This is a genomic window from Pseudomonas sp. 3-2 (assembly GCF_019710535.1).
Lineage (GTDB): Bacteria > Pseudomonadota > Gammaproteobacteria > Pseudomonadales > Pseudomonadaceae > Aquipseudomonas > Aquipseudomonas pharyngis.
Window position 1 is genome coordinate 4,647,418 of record NZ_CP081200.1, and the last position, 16,355, is coordinate 4,663,772.

Annotated in this window: 13 protein-coding genes; 5 read left to right on the forward strand and 8 right to left on the reverse strand. The window is 61.7% G+C overall.

Annotated elements, in window-relative coordinates; translation table 11 throughout:
* Positions 1-52: 52 nt before the first annotated feature.
* From cmk to mtnA, 7 genes are all read right to left on the reverse strand, one after another.
* Complete coding sequence (gene cmk, locus K3819_RS20985; RefSeq protein ID WP_064598429.1) at positions 53-742, reverse strand: (d)CMP kinase; 690 nt, start codon at positions 740-742, stop codon at positions 53-55.
* Positions 739-2,946, reverse strand: coding sequence for a bifunctional prephenate dehydrogenase/3-phosphoshikimate 1-carboxyvinyltransferase (locus K3819_RS20990; protein ID WP_256575372.1), 2,208 nt, complete (start codon positions 2,944-2,946; stop codon positions 739-741). Before K3819_RS20990 ends, cmk begins: the two co-directional genes overlap by 4 nt.
* 28 nt (positions 2,947-2,974) lie before the next feature.
* Positions 2,975-4,087 (reverse strand): histidinol-phosphate transaminase, encoded by a 1,113-nt coding sequence (gene hisC, locus K3819_RS20995; RefSeq protein WP_007950914.1) that lies wholly within the window; start codon positions 4,085-4,087, stop codon positions 2,975-2,977.
* Between the two features lie 12 nt (positions 4,088-4,099).
* Positions 4,100-5,194 (reverse strand): prephenate dehydratase, encoded by a 1,095-nt coding sequence (gene pheA, locus K3819_RS21000; protein ID WP_007950913.1) that lies wholly within the window; start codon positions 5,192-5,194, stop codon positions 4,100-4,102.
* Positions 5,194-6,279, reverse strand: coding sequence for a 3-phosphoserine/phosphohydroxythreonine transaminase (gene serC, locus K3819_RS21005; RefSeq protein ID WP_221397881.1), 1,086 nt, complete (start codon positions 6,277-6,279; stop codon positions 5,194-5,196). The genes pheA and serC overlap by 1 nt, the downstream gene beginning before the upstream one ends.
* 64 nt (positions 6,280-6,343) lie before the next feature.
* Positions 6,344-9,007: a DNA gyrase subunit A gene (gene gyrA, locus K3819_RS21010; protein WP_085612166.1), complete on the reverse strand. Its 2,664-nt coding sequence runs from the start codon at positions 9,005-9,007 to the stop codon at positions 6,344-6,346.
* Positions 9,008-9,431: 424 nt separating this feature from the next.
* Positions 9,432-10,508, reverse strand: a complete 1,077-nt coding sequence (gene mtnA, locus K3819_RS21015) for an S-methyl-5-thioribose-1-phosphate isomerase (RefSeq protein WP_039770560.1) — start codon at positions 10,506-10,508, stop codon at positions 9,432-9,434.
* A 108-nt stretch (positions 10,509-10,616) separates the two neighbouring features.
* On the opposite strand from mtnA, the gene K3819_RS21020 reads away from it, so the two are divergent.
* The 5 genes from K3819_RS21020 (at position 10,617) to K3819_RS21040 (ending at position 15,488) form a co-directional block, all read left to right on the forward strand.
* Entirely contained in the window at positions 10,617-11,951 is a 1,335-nt protein-coding gene (locus K3819_RS21020) for a TRZ/ATZ family hydrolase (RefSeq protein ID WP_085612165.1), read from the forward strand.
* Between the two features lie 57 nt (positions 11,952-12,008).
* Entirely contained in the window at positions 12,009-12,707 is a 699-nt protein-coding gene (ubiG, locus tag K3819_RS21025) for a bifunctional 2-polyprenyl-6-hydroxyphenol methylase/3-demethylubiquinol 3-O-methyltransferase UbiG (RefSeq protein ID WP_039770564.1), read from the forward strand.
* 4 nt (positions 12,708-12,711) lie between these two features.
* Entirely contained in the window at positions 12,712-13,383 is a 672-nt protein-coding gene (mupP, locus tag K3819_RS21030; RefSeq protein ID WP_074688036.1) for an N-acetylmuramic acid 6-phosphate phosphatase MupP, read from the forward strand.
* 75 nt (positions 13,384-13,458) lie between these two features.
* Positions 13,459-14,199 carry a YciK family oxidoreductase gene (locus K3819_RS21035; RefSeq protein ID WP_221397882.1) on the forward strand — a complete coding sequence of 247 codons (741 nt, stop codon included), beginning with the start codon at positions 13,459-13,461 and terminating at the stop codon, positions 14,197-14,199.
* A gap of 362 nt (positions 14,200-14,561) precedes the next feature.
* Entirely contained in the window at positions 14,562-15,488 is a 927-nt protein-coding gene (locus K3819_RS21040; RefSeq protein WP_221397883.1) for a GGDEF domain-containing protein, read from the forward strand.
* A 61-nt stretch (positions 15,489-15,549) separates the two neighbouring features.
* Here K3819_RS21040 and K3819_RS21045 read toward each other — a convergent pair whose 3' ends face one another.
* A complete protein-coding gene (locus tag K3819_RS21045) occupies positions 15,550-16,344 on the reverse strand; it encodes a TenA family transcriptional regulator (RefSeq protein WP_221397884.1) in 795 nt (264 codons plus the stop codon).
* Positions 16,345-16,355: the final 11 nt, after the last annotated feature.

A 16,355-nucleotide genomic window follows, 5' to 3' on the forward strand; every position in this document is an offset into this window, starting at 1 on the left:
CATTTAAAAGAAGCGCCACAGGACTATGACTGGTCCCCTGCAACCTTCTTGGTCACCCGGCGATATCGCGAATGGCGATCTCGCTCATGATGCGTTCAAGCACCTGATCGATGGACAACTCCGTGGAATCCAGCTGTATGGCGTCAGCCGCCGGCTTGAGCGGGGCCACCGCTCGCTGGGTATCACGCTCGTCGCGCGCACGGATCTCATCTAGCAGACTCGACAGACTAACACCCTCGACTTTGCCCTTCAACTGCAAATATCGGCGGCGCGCCCGCTCCTCGGCGCTGGCGGTCAGGAAAATCTTCAATGGCGCGTTCGGAAATACCACCGTACCCATGTCGCGACCGTCAGCCACCAGACCCGGGAATTCCTGGAAAGCACGCTGGCGCTGCAGCAGCGCCTCGCGCACGGCGGGTAACGCTGCCACCTGGGAAGCGCCGGATCCGACGCTTTCAGTGCGGATGACATCGCTGACTTCGTCACCTTCCAGAATGATGCGTTGCAGCTGACCGTCGGTCGCCGCGATGAACTGCACATCCAGATGAGCCGCCAGTTTCTTCAGCAGCTCTTCATTGGTCAGGTCGACACCATGGTTGTGCGCAGCAAATGCCAGCAGGCGATACAGCGCACCGGAGTCCAGCAGGTTCCAGCCCAGACGCTTGGCCAGAATCCCGGCTACGGTGCCTTTGCCCGAGCCGCTTGGCCCGTCGATGGTGATGACCGGTGCAATGTTGTTCACGACTGAGCCTCTTGCGCCACACGAATGCCGACCTGCGCGCACAGCGCCAGGAAGTTCGGGAACGATGTCGCGACGTTGGCGCAGTCATGGATGCGGATCGGTGCAGTGGCGCGCAGTGAGGCCACGCTAAATGCCATCGCGATGCGGTGATCGCCATGACCATGCACTTCGCCGCCGCCGATCTGGCCGCCGTCGATGATGATGCCGTCCGGGGTCGGTTCGCACTTGACGCCCAGCGCCAGCAAACCGTCCGCCATGACCTGGATACGGTCCGATTCCTTGACCCGCAGCTCCTCGGCGCCGGTCAGCACGGTGCGCCCTTCGGCACAGGCCGCCGCCACGAACAGCACCGGAAATTCGTCAATGGCCAACGGAACCAGTGCTTCCGGAATCTCGATACCCTTGAGTTTAGCTGCCCGTACGCGAAGATCAGCTACCGGCTCGCCACCCACTTCACGCTGGTTTTCCAGAGTGATGTCGGCGCCCATCAGACGCAGGATGTCGATCACGCCGGTGCGTGTCGGGTTGATGCCGACGTGCTCGAGCACCAGCTCCGAGCCTTCAGCGATCGATGCGGCCACCAGGAAGAACGCCGACGACGAGATGTCGCCAGGCACTTCGATGTGGGTCGCGGTCAGCTTGCCGCCGGACTCAACCGATGCCGTGGCACCGTCAACGCTCACCGAATAACCAAAACCGCGCAACATGCGCTCGGTATGATCGCGAGTCGGAGCCGGCTCGGTCACGGTGGTCTTGCCTTCGGCGTACAGACCCGCCAGCAGCAGGCAGGATTTAACCTGAGCACTGGCCATCGGCATGGTGTAGGTCAGGCCTTTAAGCTTGTGACCGCCACGAATGGTCATCGGCGGACGACCGTCGGCAGCGGTTTCGATCACGGCGCCCATTTCCCGCAGCGGGTTGGCGACGCGGTTCATCGGGCGTTTGGACAGCGACGCATCACCAGTCAGAGTGCTGTCGAAGTCCTGCGCGGCCAGCAGGCCGGACAGCAGGCGCATCGAAGTGCCGGAGTTGCCCAGATAGATCGGGCCCGGCGCAGGCTTCAGGCCGTGCAGGCCGACACCGTGGATGGTCACGCGGCCGTGATGCGGACCTTCGATGACCACGCCCATGTCGCGGAACGCCTGCAAGGTCGCCAGGGCATCTTCGCCCTCGAGGAAGCCTTCGACTTCGGTGACGCCTTCAGCCAGGGAACCGAGCATGATCGAACGGTGGGAAATCGATTTGTCACCTGGTACGCGAATCCGACCGGACAGGCGGCCACCAGGTTGAGCCAGGAAAATCAGATCGTTGGAATTCATAGCGTCCACATAGGCCCTGCGGGCCAGGATTTTACTGAAATGCTCGCGGGCAACCCGGGCGCGCGTGAAGACGCCCAACAATTGGTGCCCATCCCCTGCATCGACCGCGTCGCGCAAGGCGTCGAGGTCGCTGCGAAATGTATCGAGAGTGCGCAGGACAGCCTCGCGGTTGGCGAGAAAGATGTCATGCCACATGACCGGGTCGCTTCCGGCGATTCTTGTGAAATCACGGAAACCGCCCGCAGCGTAACGGAAGATCTCAAGGTTTTCATTGCGCTTGGCCAGCGAATCGACCAGACCGAAGGCCAGCAGGTGCGGCAGATGACTGGTTGCGGCCAGCACTTCATCGTGACGCTCGACCTGCATGTGCTCGACGTCGGCGCCCAGCTCGCGCCACAAACGATCAACCACCGCCAGGGCAGCCGGATCGGTCTGCTCCAGCGGGGTCAGAATCACTTTATGACGGCGGAACAGCTCTGAGTTGGAGGCTTCCACCCCGCTCTGCTCGGAGCCGGCAATCGGATGCCCCGGCACGAAACGCGCCGGCATGCCGCCGAACGCCTCAGTCGCCGCGCGCACCACATTGCCCTTGGCGCTGCCGACATCCGTGAGAATCGCCTGCCCCAGGTCCATGCCGGCCAGACGGGCCAGCACTTTTTCCATGGCCAGGATCGGCACCGCCAACTGGATCACGTCCGCGCCCTGGCAAGCCTTCACCAGGTCGTCTTCGCAGCGATCCACCACACCCAACTCGACCGCCAGCTTGCGCGATTGCGGGTCGAGGTCGACCCCGACCACTTCGCGGCACACGCCACTTTCACGCAAGCCTTTGGCAAATGAACCACCGATCAACCCCAGACCGACCACCACCAGGCGCCCGATCATAGGTGCAGCAGATTGCAGCGCAGTGACATCACCCACGAGCCAGAACCTTGCGCAGCGCTTCGAGGAAGCGGCTGTTTTCCGCCGGCAGACCGATGGTCACCCGCAGATGGTTCGGCATGCCGTAGTTGGCCACCGGACGCACGATCACACCTTCGCGCAGCAGGCCCTGGAACACCGGAGCCGCCACCTGACCGAGGTCGACGCAGATAAAGTTGCCCTTGGACGGAATCCAGCTCAGACCCAGCTCACGAAAACCTGCTTCCAGCTGTTGCATGCCGGACTCGTTGAGCTGCCGGCTCTGCGCCAGATATTCCTCGTCCTTCAGCGCCGCACACGCCGCCGCCAAGGCCAGGCTGTTGACGTTGAATGGCTGACGTACCCGGTTCAGCACGTCCGCCACCACCGGGGTAGACAGACCATAGCCAACGCGCAGCGCCGCCAGACCGTAAGCCTTGGAGAACGTGCGCGAGACCAGCAGATTCGGGTAAGCGGCGAGGAAATCCAGACCATCCGGCAGATCGCTGCCTTCGGCATATTCGATGTAGGCCTCGTCCAGCACCACCAGCACATGCTCCGGCACATCCTGCAGGAACTCGTCCAGCGCTTCGGCGCCGAACCAGGTACCGGTCGGGTTGTTCGGGTTGGCGATGAACACCACGCGAGTGTTGGCGTCGATCGCGGCCAGCATGGCCGGCAGATCATGCCCCCAATCCTTGGCCGGAACGACCTTGGCCTGAGCGCCGACTGCCTGGGTCGCGATCGGGTACACCGCGAACGCGTGCTCGCTGAACACCGCATTCAGGCCCGGCGCCAGATAGGCGCGCGCCACCAGTTCGAGAATATCGTTGGAGCCGTTGCCCAGGGTCACCTGGTTCAGCTCGACACGGCACTGCTCGGCCAGCAGGGATTTCAGGGCAAAACCGTTGCCGTCCGGATAACGGGTCAGCTCGTCCAGCGCTTCGCGGATCGCGGCCAGCGCTTTCGGGCTCGCGCCCAACGGGTTTTCGTTGCTCGCCAGTTTGACAATGCTCGCCGGATCCAGGTCCAGTTCGCGAGCCAGCTCGTCCACGGGTTTGCCCGGTACGTATGGCGAAAGTTGTTGCACGCCCGGCTGTGCCAGAGCGAGGAAGTTGCCACTCATTGCTACCACCCCTTAAAGAACTGCTTTCGGGTAGGAACCCAGCACCTTGAGTGCTACTGCTTCCTGACTGATCTTTTCCAGTACACCTTTGATCAGCGGATCACGGTGATGACCGACGAAGTCGATGAAGAACACGTAGGTCCATTTGCCGCTGCGCGACGGACGGGTTTCGATCCGGGTCAGGTCGATCCCGTTGTCATGGAACGGCACCAGCAGCTCGTGGAGCGCGCCGGGCTTGTTGCTCATGGACACGATGATCGATGTTTTGTCGTCGCCGGTCGGCGGCACTTCCTGGTTACCGATCATCAGGAAGCGCGTGGAGTTGTCCGGGCGATCCTCGATCTTCTCGGCCAGACGAGTCAGGCCGTACAACCCGGCCGCCATGTCACCGGCGATCGCTGCCGAATTCCACTCACCCTTGACCCGCTTGGCCGCTTCGGCGTTGCTGGACACCGCCACGCGCTCGACATTCGGGTAATGGGCGTCCAGCCACTTGCGGCACTGCGCCAACGACTGGGCATGGGAATAGATGCGGCTGATGCTGTCGGTCTTGGTGTTTTCACCGACCAGCAGGTGGTGGTGAATCCGCAGCTCGACTTCGCCGCAGATCACCATGTCGTGCTCGAGGAAGCTGTCGAGGGTGTGGTTGACCGCGCCTTCGGTGGAGTTTTCCACCGGCACCACGCCAAAATTCACCGCACCGGCCGCCACTTCACGGAACACTTCGTCGATCGCCGCCATCGGCTTGCTGATCACCGCATGACCGAAGTGCTTCATGGCCGCCGCTTGGGTGAAGGTGCCTTCCGGACCGAGATAAGCCACTTTCAGCGGGTTCTCGAGGGCCAGGCACGAAGACATGATTTCGCGGAACAAGCGCGCCATCTCTTCGTTGCCCAGCGGCCCCTTGTTGCGCTCCATCACGCGTTTGAGGACCTGCGCCTCACGCTCGGGACGGTAGAACACCGGCTGCTCGCCTTCGGCCAGACTGGCCATCTTGACCCGAGCAACTTCTTCTGCGCAGCGCGCGCGATCACTGATCAGCTGGAGAATCTTCTCATCCAGATTATCGATGCGAACGCGCAGCGCCTTGAGCTCCTGCTCGGACATCAGGAATGCTCCTTCTCGAATTCGGCCATGTAGCCGACCAGCGCCTCGACAGCGTCCAGACCCAGGGCGTTGTAGATCGAGGCACGCATGCCGCCAACCGAACGATGGCCCTTGAGGTTGAGCAGGCCACGGGCGTCGGCGCCGGCCAGGAACGCCTTGTCCAGACGCTCGTCAGCCAGGCGGAACGGCACGTTCATCCACGAGCGGGCGTTGGTGCTGATCGGGTTGGTATAGAAGTCGCTGTTGTCGATGAAGCCGTACAGGCGATCTTTCTTTGCCTTGTTGCGCTGCTCCATCGCGGCGACGCCGCCCTGCTCCTTCAGCCACTCGAAAACCAGGCCCGAGAGGTACCAGGAATAGGTGGCCGGGGTGTTGTACATCGAGCCGTTATCGGCGGAGATCTTGTAGTCGAGCATGGTCGGGCATGAACTGCGAGCGCGGCCCAACAGGTCTTCACGGACGATCACCACGACCAGACCGCTCGGGCCGATGTTCTTCTGCGCGCCGGCGTAGATCAGGCCGTACTGCGACACATCGATCGGACGCGAGAGGATATCGGAGGACATGTCGACCACCAGCGGAACGTCACCGGCTTCGGGAACCCAGTCGAACTGCAGGCCGCCGATGGTTTCGTTGGACGCATAGTGCAGATAGGCCGCACCCGGGGTCAGCTTCCACTCGTTCTGGCCAGGGATGGTCAGGTAATCATAAGGCTTGGCGCTGGCAGCAACGTTGATGTTGCCGAAGCGACGCGCTTCCTCGATGGCTTTCTTCGACCAGATGCCGGTTTCGACATAGTCGGCAGTACCGTTCTCGGGCAGCAGGTTCAGCGGAATCTCGGCGAACTGTTGGCTCGCACCGCCCTGCAGGAACAGCACTTTGTAATTGGAGGGGATGGACAGCAGGTCGCGCAGGTCTTGTTCGGCCTTCTCGGCGATGGCCACGTAGTCATCGCTGCGATGGCTCATTTCCATGACCGACAGACCCTTGCCGTGCCAGTCGAGCATCTCGGACTGGGCACGCAACAGGACAGCTTCAGGCAGCGCAGCGGGACCTGCGCAGAAGTTAAAGGCTCGTTTGCTCACATCCACTCTCGCTATGCAATCACGGTAGCGGACAGAGCAAACACTCTGCCCTGCTACGATTTGGTTAGTCTTGCGACTCTTCTTCGTCTGCGGCGTCCGCCTGCAGGTTGTCGACCGCATCGTCCGGTTCGGCGCCGATCACGCCATCTTCCAACTCGACACCTTCTTCGCCTTCCAGCTCGTCACCTTCAACTTCCGAAGGCTCCTGAACCCGCTCCAGACCGACCAGGGTTTCATCCTTGGCCAGCTTGATCAGGGTCACGCCCTGGGTGTTGCGACCCAGGCTGGAGACTTCATCGACACGGGTACGCACCAGCGTGCCCTGGTCGGAAATCAGCATGATCTCCTCGCCGTCGAGCACCTGAACCGCACCGACCAGACGGCCGTTACGCTCGTTGCTGACCATGGCGATCACGCCCTGGCCACCACGCTTGTACTCAGGGAACTCGGTGATCGCGGTGCGCTTGCCGTAGCCACGCTCGGAAGCGGTGAGGATCTGGCTGCCTTCTTCCGGGATCAGCATCGAAATCAGCTTCTGCCCTTCCGGCAGACGCATGCCGCGCACACCGCGGGCGGTACGGCCCATGGCACGAACATCGGATTCCTTGAAGCGGGTCACCTTGCCGCCGTCGGAGAACAACATCACTTCTCGCTCGCCATCGGTGATGGCTGCAGAGATCAGCACGTCGCCTTCATCCAGCTCCAGCGCGATCAGACCGACGCTGCGCTGACGGCTGAAGGATTCCAGCGGGGTCTTCTTCACGGTGCCGTTGGCGGTCGCCATGAAGATGTAGTGACCCTCGGTGTATTCCTCGACCGGCAGCATGGTGGTGATGTATTCACCGTCATCCAGCGGCAGCAGGTTGACCAGCGGACGACCACGGGCGGCGCGGGATGCTTCCGGAATTTCGTAGGTCTTCAGCCAGTACACCTTGCCCTTGCTGGAGAACAGCAGCAGCGTGGTGTGGCTGTTGGCGACCAGCAGGTGAGCGATGTAGTCCTCATCCTTCACGCCGGTCGCCGATTTGCCTTTACCGCCACGACGCTGGGCCTGGTACGCAGCCAGCGGCTGGGTCTTGGCATAGCCACCGTGGGAGATGGTCACGACGCGCTCTTCTTCCGGGATCATGTCGCCCAGGGTCAGGTCGAGACGAGCATCGAGGATTTCGGTGCGGCGCACATCGCCGTATTCGGCGCGGATAACTTCCAGCTCTTCGCGGATCACTTCCATCAGGCGCACGGCGCTGTTGAGGATGCGGATCAGCTCGCCGATCTGGTTGAGGATCTCTTGATACTCGGCCAGCAGCTTTTCGTGTTCCAGACCGGTCAGGCGGTGCAGACGCAGTTCCAGAATGGCTTGCGCCTGCTCTGGCGACAGGAAGTACTTGCCGTCGCGCAGACCGTATTGCGGATCGAGGTTTTCCGGACGGCACGAATCGGCACCGGCACGCTCAACCATCGCGACCACAGCCGAGGATTCCCACGGCGTGCTGACCAGCGCTTCCTTGGCTTCCGACGGAGTCGGCGAAGCCTTGATCAGGGCAATGACCGGGTCGATGTTCGACAGGGCAACGGCCTGACCTTCGAGGATGTGACCACGCTCGCGCGCCTTGCGCAGTTCGAACACGGTACGGCGGGTAACCACTTCGCGGCGGTGACGGACGAAGGCTTCCAGCAGGTCCTTGAGGTTGAGGATCCGTGGACGGCCGTCGATCAGGGCAACGATGTTGATGCCGAATACCGATTGCAGCTGGGTCTGGGCGTAGAGGTTGTTGAGGATCACCTCTGGCACTTCGCCGCGACGCAGTTCGATCACGACGCGCATACCGTCCTTGTCGGACTCGTCGCGCAGTTCAGTGATGCCTTCGAGTTTCTTCTCTTTTACCAGCTCGGCGATCTTCTCGATCAGACGTGCCTTGTTCAACTGGTAAGGGAGTTCGGTGATGACGATCTGCTGACGGCCACCGACCTTGTCGATGTCTTCGATGATCGAACGGGCGCGCATGTAAATGCGGCCACGGCCGGTGCGGTAGGCTTCGATGATGCCGGCGCGGCCGTTGATGATCGCGGCAGTCGGGAAGTCCGGGCCGGGGATGTATTGCATCAGCTCATCGACCGTCAGCTCGGGGTTGTCGATGAGGGCCAGGCAACCGTCGATGACTTCACCGAGGTTGTGCGGCGGAATGTTGGTCGCCATGCCCACGGCGATGCCGCTGGAACCGTTGACCAGCAGGTTCGGCACGCGGGTCGGCATGACCGCCGGGATCAGTTCGGTGCCGTCGTAGTTCGGCACCCAGTCCACGGTTTCCTTGTGCAGGTCGGCCAGCAGCTCGTGCGCCAGCTTGGTCATGCGCACTTCGGTGTATCGCATGGCCGCGGCGTTGTCGCCGTCCACCGAACCGAAGTTGCCCTGGCCGTCGACCAGCAGGTAACGCAGGGAGAATGGCTGCGCCATGCGGACGATGGTGTCGTACACCGCGGTATCACCGTGCGGGTGATACTTACCGATCACGTCACCGACGACACGGGCAGATTTCTTGTACGGCTTGTTGAAGTCGTTGCCCAGCTCGCTCATCGCGAACAGCACGCGACGGTGCACGGGCTTCAAGCCATCGCGCGCATCCGGCAGTGCACGGCCGACGATCACGCTCATCGCGTAGTCGAGATAGGACTGTTTCAGCTCGTCTTCGATATTGACCGGGAGGATTTCTTTGGCCAGTTCGCCCATGAGAAGCCTGATTCCTTTTTCTGGTGAAACTTCGCCATATCCATAGGGGACGCACGAAGCTCGTCGATGCAGGCCGAGTGCCATGCACCGACTTACGACAAATCGACAAGTTGACCCTGGATTTGCGCAGTGAAGACAACCCCGTGGGGCCGCCTCGGAAAACGCCGGATGTTATCACAAGAGCCGCCACGCACCTATCCCCCAGATGCGCATGGAGCATAGTTAGATGACCGATGACAGGCTTAACGGGGACGAGAGAGGCTCAGAGCTTCCCTGAATGCAAATTTCGGGGCGAAATTGCGGATGTTTATTGACTTTCAAGGCCCCATCGCGAGCAGGCTCGCTCCCACAAGGTTCTGTGGCGATCACAAAACCTGTGGGAGCGAGCCTGCTCGCGAAGAGGACAACGCAGACATCAAGCCAATCAATGCAAGCGCTTGCGGCACATCAACTGCGCCATTTTCGCGGTGTCCGGGCGCTCGACGATGCCTTTTTCGGTGACGATCGCATCGATCAGGTCCGCCGGGGTGACGTCAAACACCGGGTTGAACGCCTCAACGTCAGCCCCGACACGTTTGCCGCCAACCTCCAGCAACTCGGCGCCGTCGCGTTCTTCGATCGGAATGTCATCACCGCTGGCCAGATTCATGTCGATGGTCGAGCTCGGCGCCACCACCATGAAACGCACGCCGTGGTGCATGGCGTTGACCGCCAGTTGATAGGTGCCGATCTTGTTCGCCACGTCGCCGTTGGCGGTGATCCGGTCAGCGCCGACGATCACCCAGGTAACGCCTTTGGTCTTCATGATGTGCGCAGCGGCGGAGTCGGCGTTCAGGGTCACCGGAATGCCTTCGTTGGCCAGTTCCCACGCGGTCAGGCGCGAGCCTTGCAGCCACGGCCGGGTCTCGTCGGCGTAGACGCGCTCGACCATGCCCTCGATGAACGCTGCGCGAATCACCCCGAGCGCCGTGCCGAAACCGCCGGTAGCCAGGGCGCCGGTGTTGCAGTGCGTCAGAATCGCCTGGGCATTGCCCTGATGCTTGCGGATCAGGTCGACGCCGAGCTGAGCCATGGTCAGGTTGGCCTCGCGATCGCTTTCATGAATGGCGATGGCCTCGGCTTCCAGCGCCACCAGTGGATCGGCGTTTTCCTTCAAACGGTCCAGCCGGTCATGCATGCGGTTCAACGCCCAGAACAGGTTGACCGCTGTCGGCCGGGAATCGGCCAGCAGCATGAAATCCTCTTCCAGCGCCGCGTACCAGTCGCCCCCCTCGGCAATCCGGGCACGGGCCGCCAGTACGATGCCGTAGGCGGCACTGATGCCGATGGCCGGCGCACCGCGCACCACCATCGAACGAATCGCTTCGGCCACGCCGGCGGCGCTGGTGTAGGCGATCCAGTTTTCCTCGAACGGCAAAACGCGCTGATCCAGCAGGTGGAGCGCGCCATCACGCCAATCGATGGCCTTTACTTTCTCCGCAGCCAACAGTCGATCGCGCATCCCTCACCCCGCACTCATGAACAAAAGCCGCCGATTATAGCGATCCCCCCGCGAAGACGCTCGGGTATACTTCGCCATCCTTTACAAAAGCACTGGAACCGACCCTCGATGCCGAAACCTGCCATTGCGCTCGACTTATTATTGCTGCCGACCTGGCTGGTACCCGTCGAACCCGCAGGCGTTGTGCTCAAGGAGCACGGCCTGGGCATCCGCGACGGCCGCATCGTGTTCATCGGCCCGCGTGCCGAAGCGCTGAAGTGTAACGCCGCCGAAGTCCGCGATCTGCCGGACGTGCTGCTCAGCCCCGGCCTGATCAACGCCCACGGCCACGCCGCGATGACGCTGTTCCGTGGTCTGGCCGACGATTTGCCGCTGATGACCTGGCTGGAAAACCACATCTGGCCGGCCGAGGGCAAATGGGTCGATGAAGATTTTGTGCGTGACGGCACCGATCTGGCCATCGCCGAGCAGATAAAAGGTGGCATCACCTGTTTCTCGGACATGTACTTCTTCCCCAAGGTTGCCAGCGAGCGCGTGCACAACAGCGGAATCCGTGCGCAGATCGCGATTCCGATCCTCGACTTCCCGATTCCGGGTGCCGCCAGCGCCGATGAAGCCATTCGTCAAGGCGTCGAACTGTTCGGCGACCTGAAGCATCACGAGCGCATCAAGATCACCTTCGGCCCTCATGCCCCCTACACCGTGGGCGACGAGAACCTGGAAAAAATCCGCGTGATCGCCGAAGAACTGGACGCCTCGATCCACATGCACGTCCACGAAACCGCTTTCGAAGTGCAGCAAGCGCTCGAACAGCACGGCGAACGCCCGCTGGCCCGCCTCGGTCGTCTCGGCCTGCTCGGCCCGCGCTTCCAGGCCGTGCACATGACCCAGATCAGCGATGACGACCTGGCGTTGCTGGTAGAAAGCAACACCAGCGTGATCCACTGCCCGGAGTCGAACCTGAAACTGGCCAGCGGCTTCTGCCCGGTGGAGCGTCTGTGGCAGGCCGGGGTCAACGTCGCGGTCGGCACCGATGGCGCGGCGAGCAACAATGACCTGGACCTGCTGGGTGAAACCCGCACCGCCGCCCTGCTGGCCAAAGCCGTCGCCGGCTCGGCCACCGCGCTGGACGCCCACCGGGCCCTGCGCATGGCCACGTTGAACGGCGCGCGAGCCCTGGGAATCGAAGCCGAGACCGGCTCGCTGGAGCTCGGCAAGGCCGCAGACATCGTCGCTTTCGATCTGTCCGGCCTGGCGCAACGACCGGTCTATGACCCGGTCTCGCAACTGATATACGCCACCGGTCGCGACTGCGTGAAACACCTGTGGGTCGCCGGCAAGCAGTTGCTTGACGACCGGCGTCTGACCCGACTGGACGAACAACAGCTCGGCGAAACCGCCCGGGCCTGGGGCCGACGCATCAGCGGCCACACCGAATCGTAAACACCTCGGGGCACACTCCGGGGCTACAGCCTTTTTCAAGTTTTAGAGGATTGAATCATGAGCAACGTCGACCACGCCGAAATCGCCAAATTCGAAGCCCTGGCCCATCGCTGGTGGGACCGCGAAAGCGAGTTCAAACCGCTGCACGACATCAACCCGCTGCGGGTCAACTGGATTGACGAGCGTGTCAATCTGGCCGGCAAGAAGGTCCTCGACGTCGGTTGCGGTGGCGGCATTCTCAGCGAAGCCATGGCCCAGCGCGGCGCGACCGTGACCGGCATCGACATGGGCGAAGCGCCGCTGGCGGTCGCGCAACTGCATCAGCTGGAATCCGGCGTGAACGTCGAATACCGGCAGATCACCGCCGAAGCCCTGGCCGAAGAAATGCCCGAGCAGTTCGACGTGGTCACCTGCCTGGAAATGCTCGAGCACGTACCGGACCCGTCCTCGGTGATCCGCGCCTGCTTCCGCATGGTCAAGCCCGGCGGCCAGGTGTTCTTCTCCACCATCAACCGCAACCCGAAGGCCTACCTGTTCGCCATCATCGGTGCCGAATACATCATGAAGCTGCTGCCGCGCGGCACTCACGATTTCAAGAAATTCATTCGCCCGTCCGAGCTCGGCGCCTGGAGCCGCATGGCCGGCCTGACCGTCAAGGACATCATCGGTCTGACCTACAACCCGCTGACCAAGCACTACAAGCTGGCGGCGGACGTTGACGTCAACTACATGATCCAGACCCTGCGCGAGGAATAAGCCGATGGCCATCAGAGCAGTCCTTTTCGACATGGACGGCACGCTGCTCGACACCGCGCCGGACTTCATCGCCATTTGCCAGGCGATGCGTGCGGATCGCGGTTTGCCGCCTATGAACGACAAACACATCCGCGACGAAATTTCCGGCGGCGCCAAGGCCATGGTCGCGGTGACGTTCTCGATGGATCCGGAGTCGCCGGGCTTCGAGGAGTTGCGCCTGGAGTTCCTCGAGCGCTATCTGGTGGGCTGCGCCGTGCACAGCAAGCTGTTCGACGGCATGGGCGAATTGCTGGCCGACATCGAGAAAGCCAATCTGGTCTGGGGCGTGGTCACCAACAAGCCGCTGCGCTTCGCCGAGCCGATCATGCAGCAGCTGGGGCTGGCCGAGCGCTCGGCCCTGCTGATCTGCCCGGATCACGTGAAGAACAGCAAGCCGGATCCCGAGATGCTGACCCTGGCCTGCAAGATGCTTGATCTGGATCCGTCGACCGTCCTGTTCATCGGCGATGATTTGCGCGATATCGAATCCGGCCGTGACGCCGGCACCAAAACCGCTGCCGTGACCTATGGCTACATCCACCCGGACGACAACCCTCGGCACTGGGGCGCGGACGTGGTGGTGGATCATCCGCTGGAATTGCGCAAGGTGCTGGATAACGCACTCTGCAGCTGCTGAGACCTGACGCGGAGCGTCGTTGGCTGCATTCCTTTGCTGCGCAGGGGAACGATCTGACTCTTGATGAGGTTTTTTATGTTTGATTACACCGCTCGCCCCGAATTGCTCAAGGATCGGGTCATTCTGGTCACCGGTGCCGGTCGTGGCATCGGTGCGGCGGCCGCCAGGACATACGCCGCCCACGGCGCGACCGTGCTGCTGCTGGGCAAGACCGAAGCCAATCTGACCCAGGTCTATGACGAGATCGAAGCAGCCGGGCATCCACAGCCCGCCGTGATCCCGTTCAACCTCGAAACCGCCCTGCCCCATCAATACGATGAGCTGGCGGCGATGATCGAGACCGAGTTCGGCCACCTCGACGGCCTGCTGCACAACGCCTCGATCATTGGCCCGCGCACGCCGATCGAGCAGTTGTCCGGTGAAAACTTCATGCGCGTCATGCAGGTCAACGTCAACGCGATGTTCATGCTGACCAGCACCCTGCTGCCGCTGCTCAAGCTTTCACAGGATGCTTCGGTGGTGTTCACCTCCAGCAGCGTCGGGCGCAAGGGCCGTGCTTACTGGGGCGCCTATGGCGTGTCGAAATTTGCCACCGAAGGCCTGATGCAGACTCTGGCCGATGAAATCGAAAACGTCGCCCCGGTGCGCTCCAACAGCATCAATCCTGGCGCTACTCGCACCAGCATGCGCGCCCAGGCCTACCCGGGCGAAAACCCGCTGAATAACCCGACACCGGAGGAGATCATGCCGGTCTATTTGTACCTGATGGGCCCGGACAGCACGGGTATCAATGGCCAGGCCTTCAACGCCCAGTAATGCCATACGTCGCAATTGTTGCCGTGGCGGAATCCCGTCGCGGCATGCAATTGCCGCTTTGAGTAGCGCCAACTCAGTCAAATAACCACCACCCCGCTTTACTGAAAAATCTCAAGCTATTGATTCATAACAGTTTTCAAAAAATATGAACCGTGTGGCACGACTTTCGCTCTACATGTCCTCAAAGCACGCCGTGTGAAAGCAGTCGGGCAAGGCCTGATTCGATGGCTGACTAATCGTCATCGGGCAGACTAGACTTACGCCAAATGTCCTACGGGACTGATGGACCAGTATGACGCGCAGCCCATAGCCGCTCTCACCCAGCCTGTAAGACAGACTTACTGCTTAGGGGCTCACGCCATATGAAATCACCCTCCCAGACCACTGCAATTGACTTCGACAGTGCCAAATTGCAACGCCTGGGCTTTGGTCAGCAGCCTCCCCTGCTGGCGCGACCTGTCAGCCTGGCGCAATTGCGCCAGCACATGAGCCTGCAACTGCAAACCAGCCTTGAGCCTCAACGCATCCTCGGTCTGTTTTTCCGCGAAGTTCAGCGCCTGGTGCCGCTGGACGCCCTGACCTACGTGCACGACGGCAGCGACTTGCGCCTGGAGTTCGGTGCTCGCGGGCACCATTCGGCCAGCTATAGTCTCAGCCACGAAGGCGAGCATATGGGTGAGTTGGTGTTCCGCCGCAACCAGCGCTTCAACGAACAGGAACTGGGTTATCTCGAGTCACTGCTGTCGGCCCTGCTGTACCCGATGCGCAATGCATTGCTTTACCGCGCCGCCACTCAGAGCGCCCTGCGTGATCCGTTGACCGGAGCCGGTAACCGCATTGCGATGGAGCAGACGTTGCTGCGAGAAATCGAAATGTCGCGCCGGCACCTGCAACCACTGTCGGTGCTGATGCTGGATATCGACCACTTCAAACAGGTCAACGACCTTCATGGTCACAGCGCCGGCGATGAGGTCCTCAAAGCCGTGGCCGCGTCAATCAAGGGCCAGTTGCGCAATGTCGACATGGTGTTCCGTTATGGCGGGGAAGAATTTCTGATTCTGCTGTCCAACACCGGTCGCGATGCGGCCGCCATGGTCGGCGAGCGCCTGCGTCAGGCGGCGCAGGCCCAGGATTACTTCGCCAATAATCAATTGATCGAACTGACCGTGAGCCTCGGCTGCTCGACCCTGTTGCCGGGCGAATCCGCCGACAGCCTGTTGCGTCGCGCCGACAGCGCGCTCTATGTCGCCAAGCGCGAAGGCCGCAATCGCCTGACCATGGCAGGCTAGATTTTCTCCGCCAACAAAAAACGGGAGCCAAGGCTCCCGTTTTTTATGGGTGTCGCCGAAATCAGCTCTCGACCAGCGCCCGACGCTCACGCCCGACCAACACCCGCTCCGACAGCTCAAGCTGCATGCAGCGCTCAAGGAACAGGTACATGTAGTCGTAACTCTTGCAGATGGCCTGTCGCAGTTCCGCCTGCAAGGCTTTGCTCGGGTTTAGCCCGGCGAGAGTGCAGATGATCTCCAGGGCTTCCCACGGGTGGGCGTCATCGTACTGGGCGTGCATCTTCAGCCACTTCATGGCCCGTTTGCGATCTTCTTCAGGGAAAGCGGCGGTATAGACCCCCGTCGAACACACCAGCGCCGACCACTCCCCGGTCGCGCCTTCGATGGCGTAGTTGGTAGCCGCGATGGCCACGATCAGCGAATCCGCCGAACTGGTGTGCCAGCACCAGTGGCTCAAGGCATGCAACTCCGGTGGCACTTGCTGCGCTTGCAGGTCTTCCAGGCTCACCCCATGGGCCCGGCTCCAGTGCATCCAATAATCGGCGTGGTTGAGTTCGACGCGGATGTTGCGCATCAGCCAGCGCCGCGCCATGTCCTCGCCCGGGTGGCGGGCGAATTTGGTTTTGGTCAGGTTCTGCGCCATGTACAACGCGAATTGCTCAACGACGGGCCAGCCCCCGATCAGGTACTGGCGCATGGTTCTGGCGCTGAGCTTGTTATCACGCATGCGCAGATAAAGTTCATGTTCGACAACCCGGCGTTTGCTCTCGCTGCAATCCTGGATCAACTGTTGCGCCCAGGCGGGATAACTTGCAGCTTCCATGAGTGGTCCGGTTCGGTTGAATGTGTCGATCACTGTTCGGCTCC

Bases quoted from the DNA above. Each gene is read 5' to 3' on its own strand.
- mupP (WP_074688036.1), top strand. From the start codon at position 12,712: ATGGCCATCAGAGCAGTCCTTTTCGACATGGACGGCACGCTGCTCGAC.
- mtnA (WP_039770560.1), bottom strand. From the start codon at position 10,508: ATGCGCGATCGACTGTTGGCTGCGGAGAAAGTAAAGGCCATCGATTGG.
- gyrA (WP_085612166.1), bottom strand. From the start codon at position 9,007: ATGGGCGAACTGGCCAAAGAAATCCTCCCGGTCAATATCGAAGACGAG.
- pheA (WP_007950913.1), bottom strand. From the start codon at position 5,194: ATGTCCGAGCAGGAGCTCAAGGCGCTGCGCGTTCGCATCGATAATCTG.
- K3819_RS21020 (WP_085612165.1), top strand. From the start codon at position 10,617: ATGCCGAAACCTGCCATTGCGCTCGACTTATTATTGCTGCCGACCTGG.
- K3819_RS21035 (WP_221397882.1), top strand. From the start codon at position 13,459: ATGTTTGATTACACCGCTCGCCCCGAATTGCTCAAGGATCGGGTCATT.
- K3819_RS20990 (WP_256575372.1), bottom strand. From the start codon at position 2,946: ATGATCGGGCGCCTGGTGGTGGTCGGTCTGGGGTTGATCGGTGGTTCA.
- K3819_RS21040 (WP_221397883.1), top strand. From the start codon at position 14,562: ATGAAATCACCCTCCCAGACCACTGCAATTGACTTCGACAGTGCCAAA.
- hisC (WP_007950914.1), bottom strand. From the start codon at position 4,087: ATGAGTGGCAACTTCCTCGCTCTGGCACAGCCGGGCGTGCAACAACTT.
- ubiG (WP_039770564.1), top strand. From the start codon at position 12,009: ATGAGCAACGTCGACCACGCCGAAATCGCCAAATTCGAAGCCCTGGCC.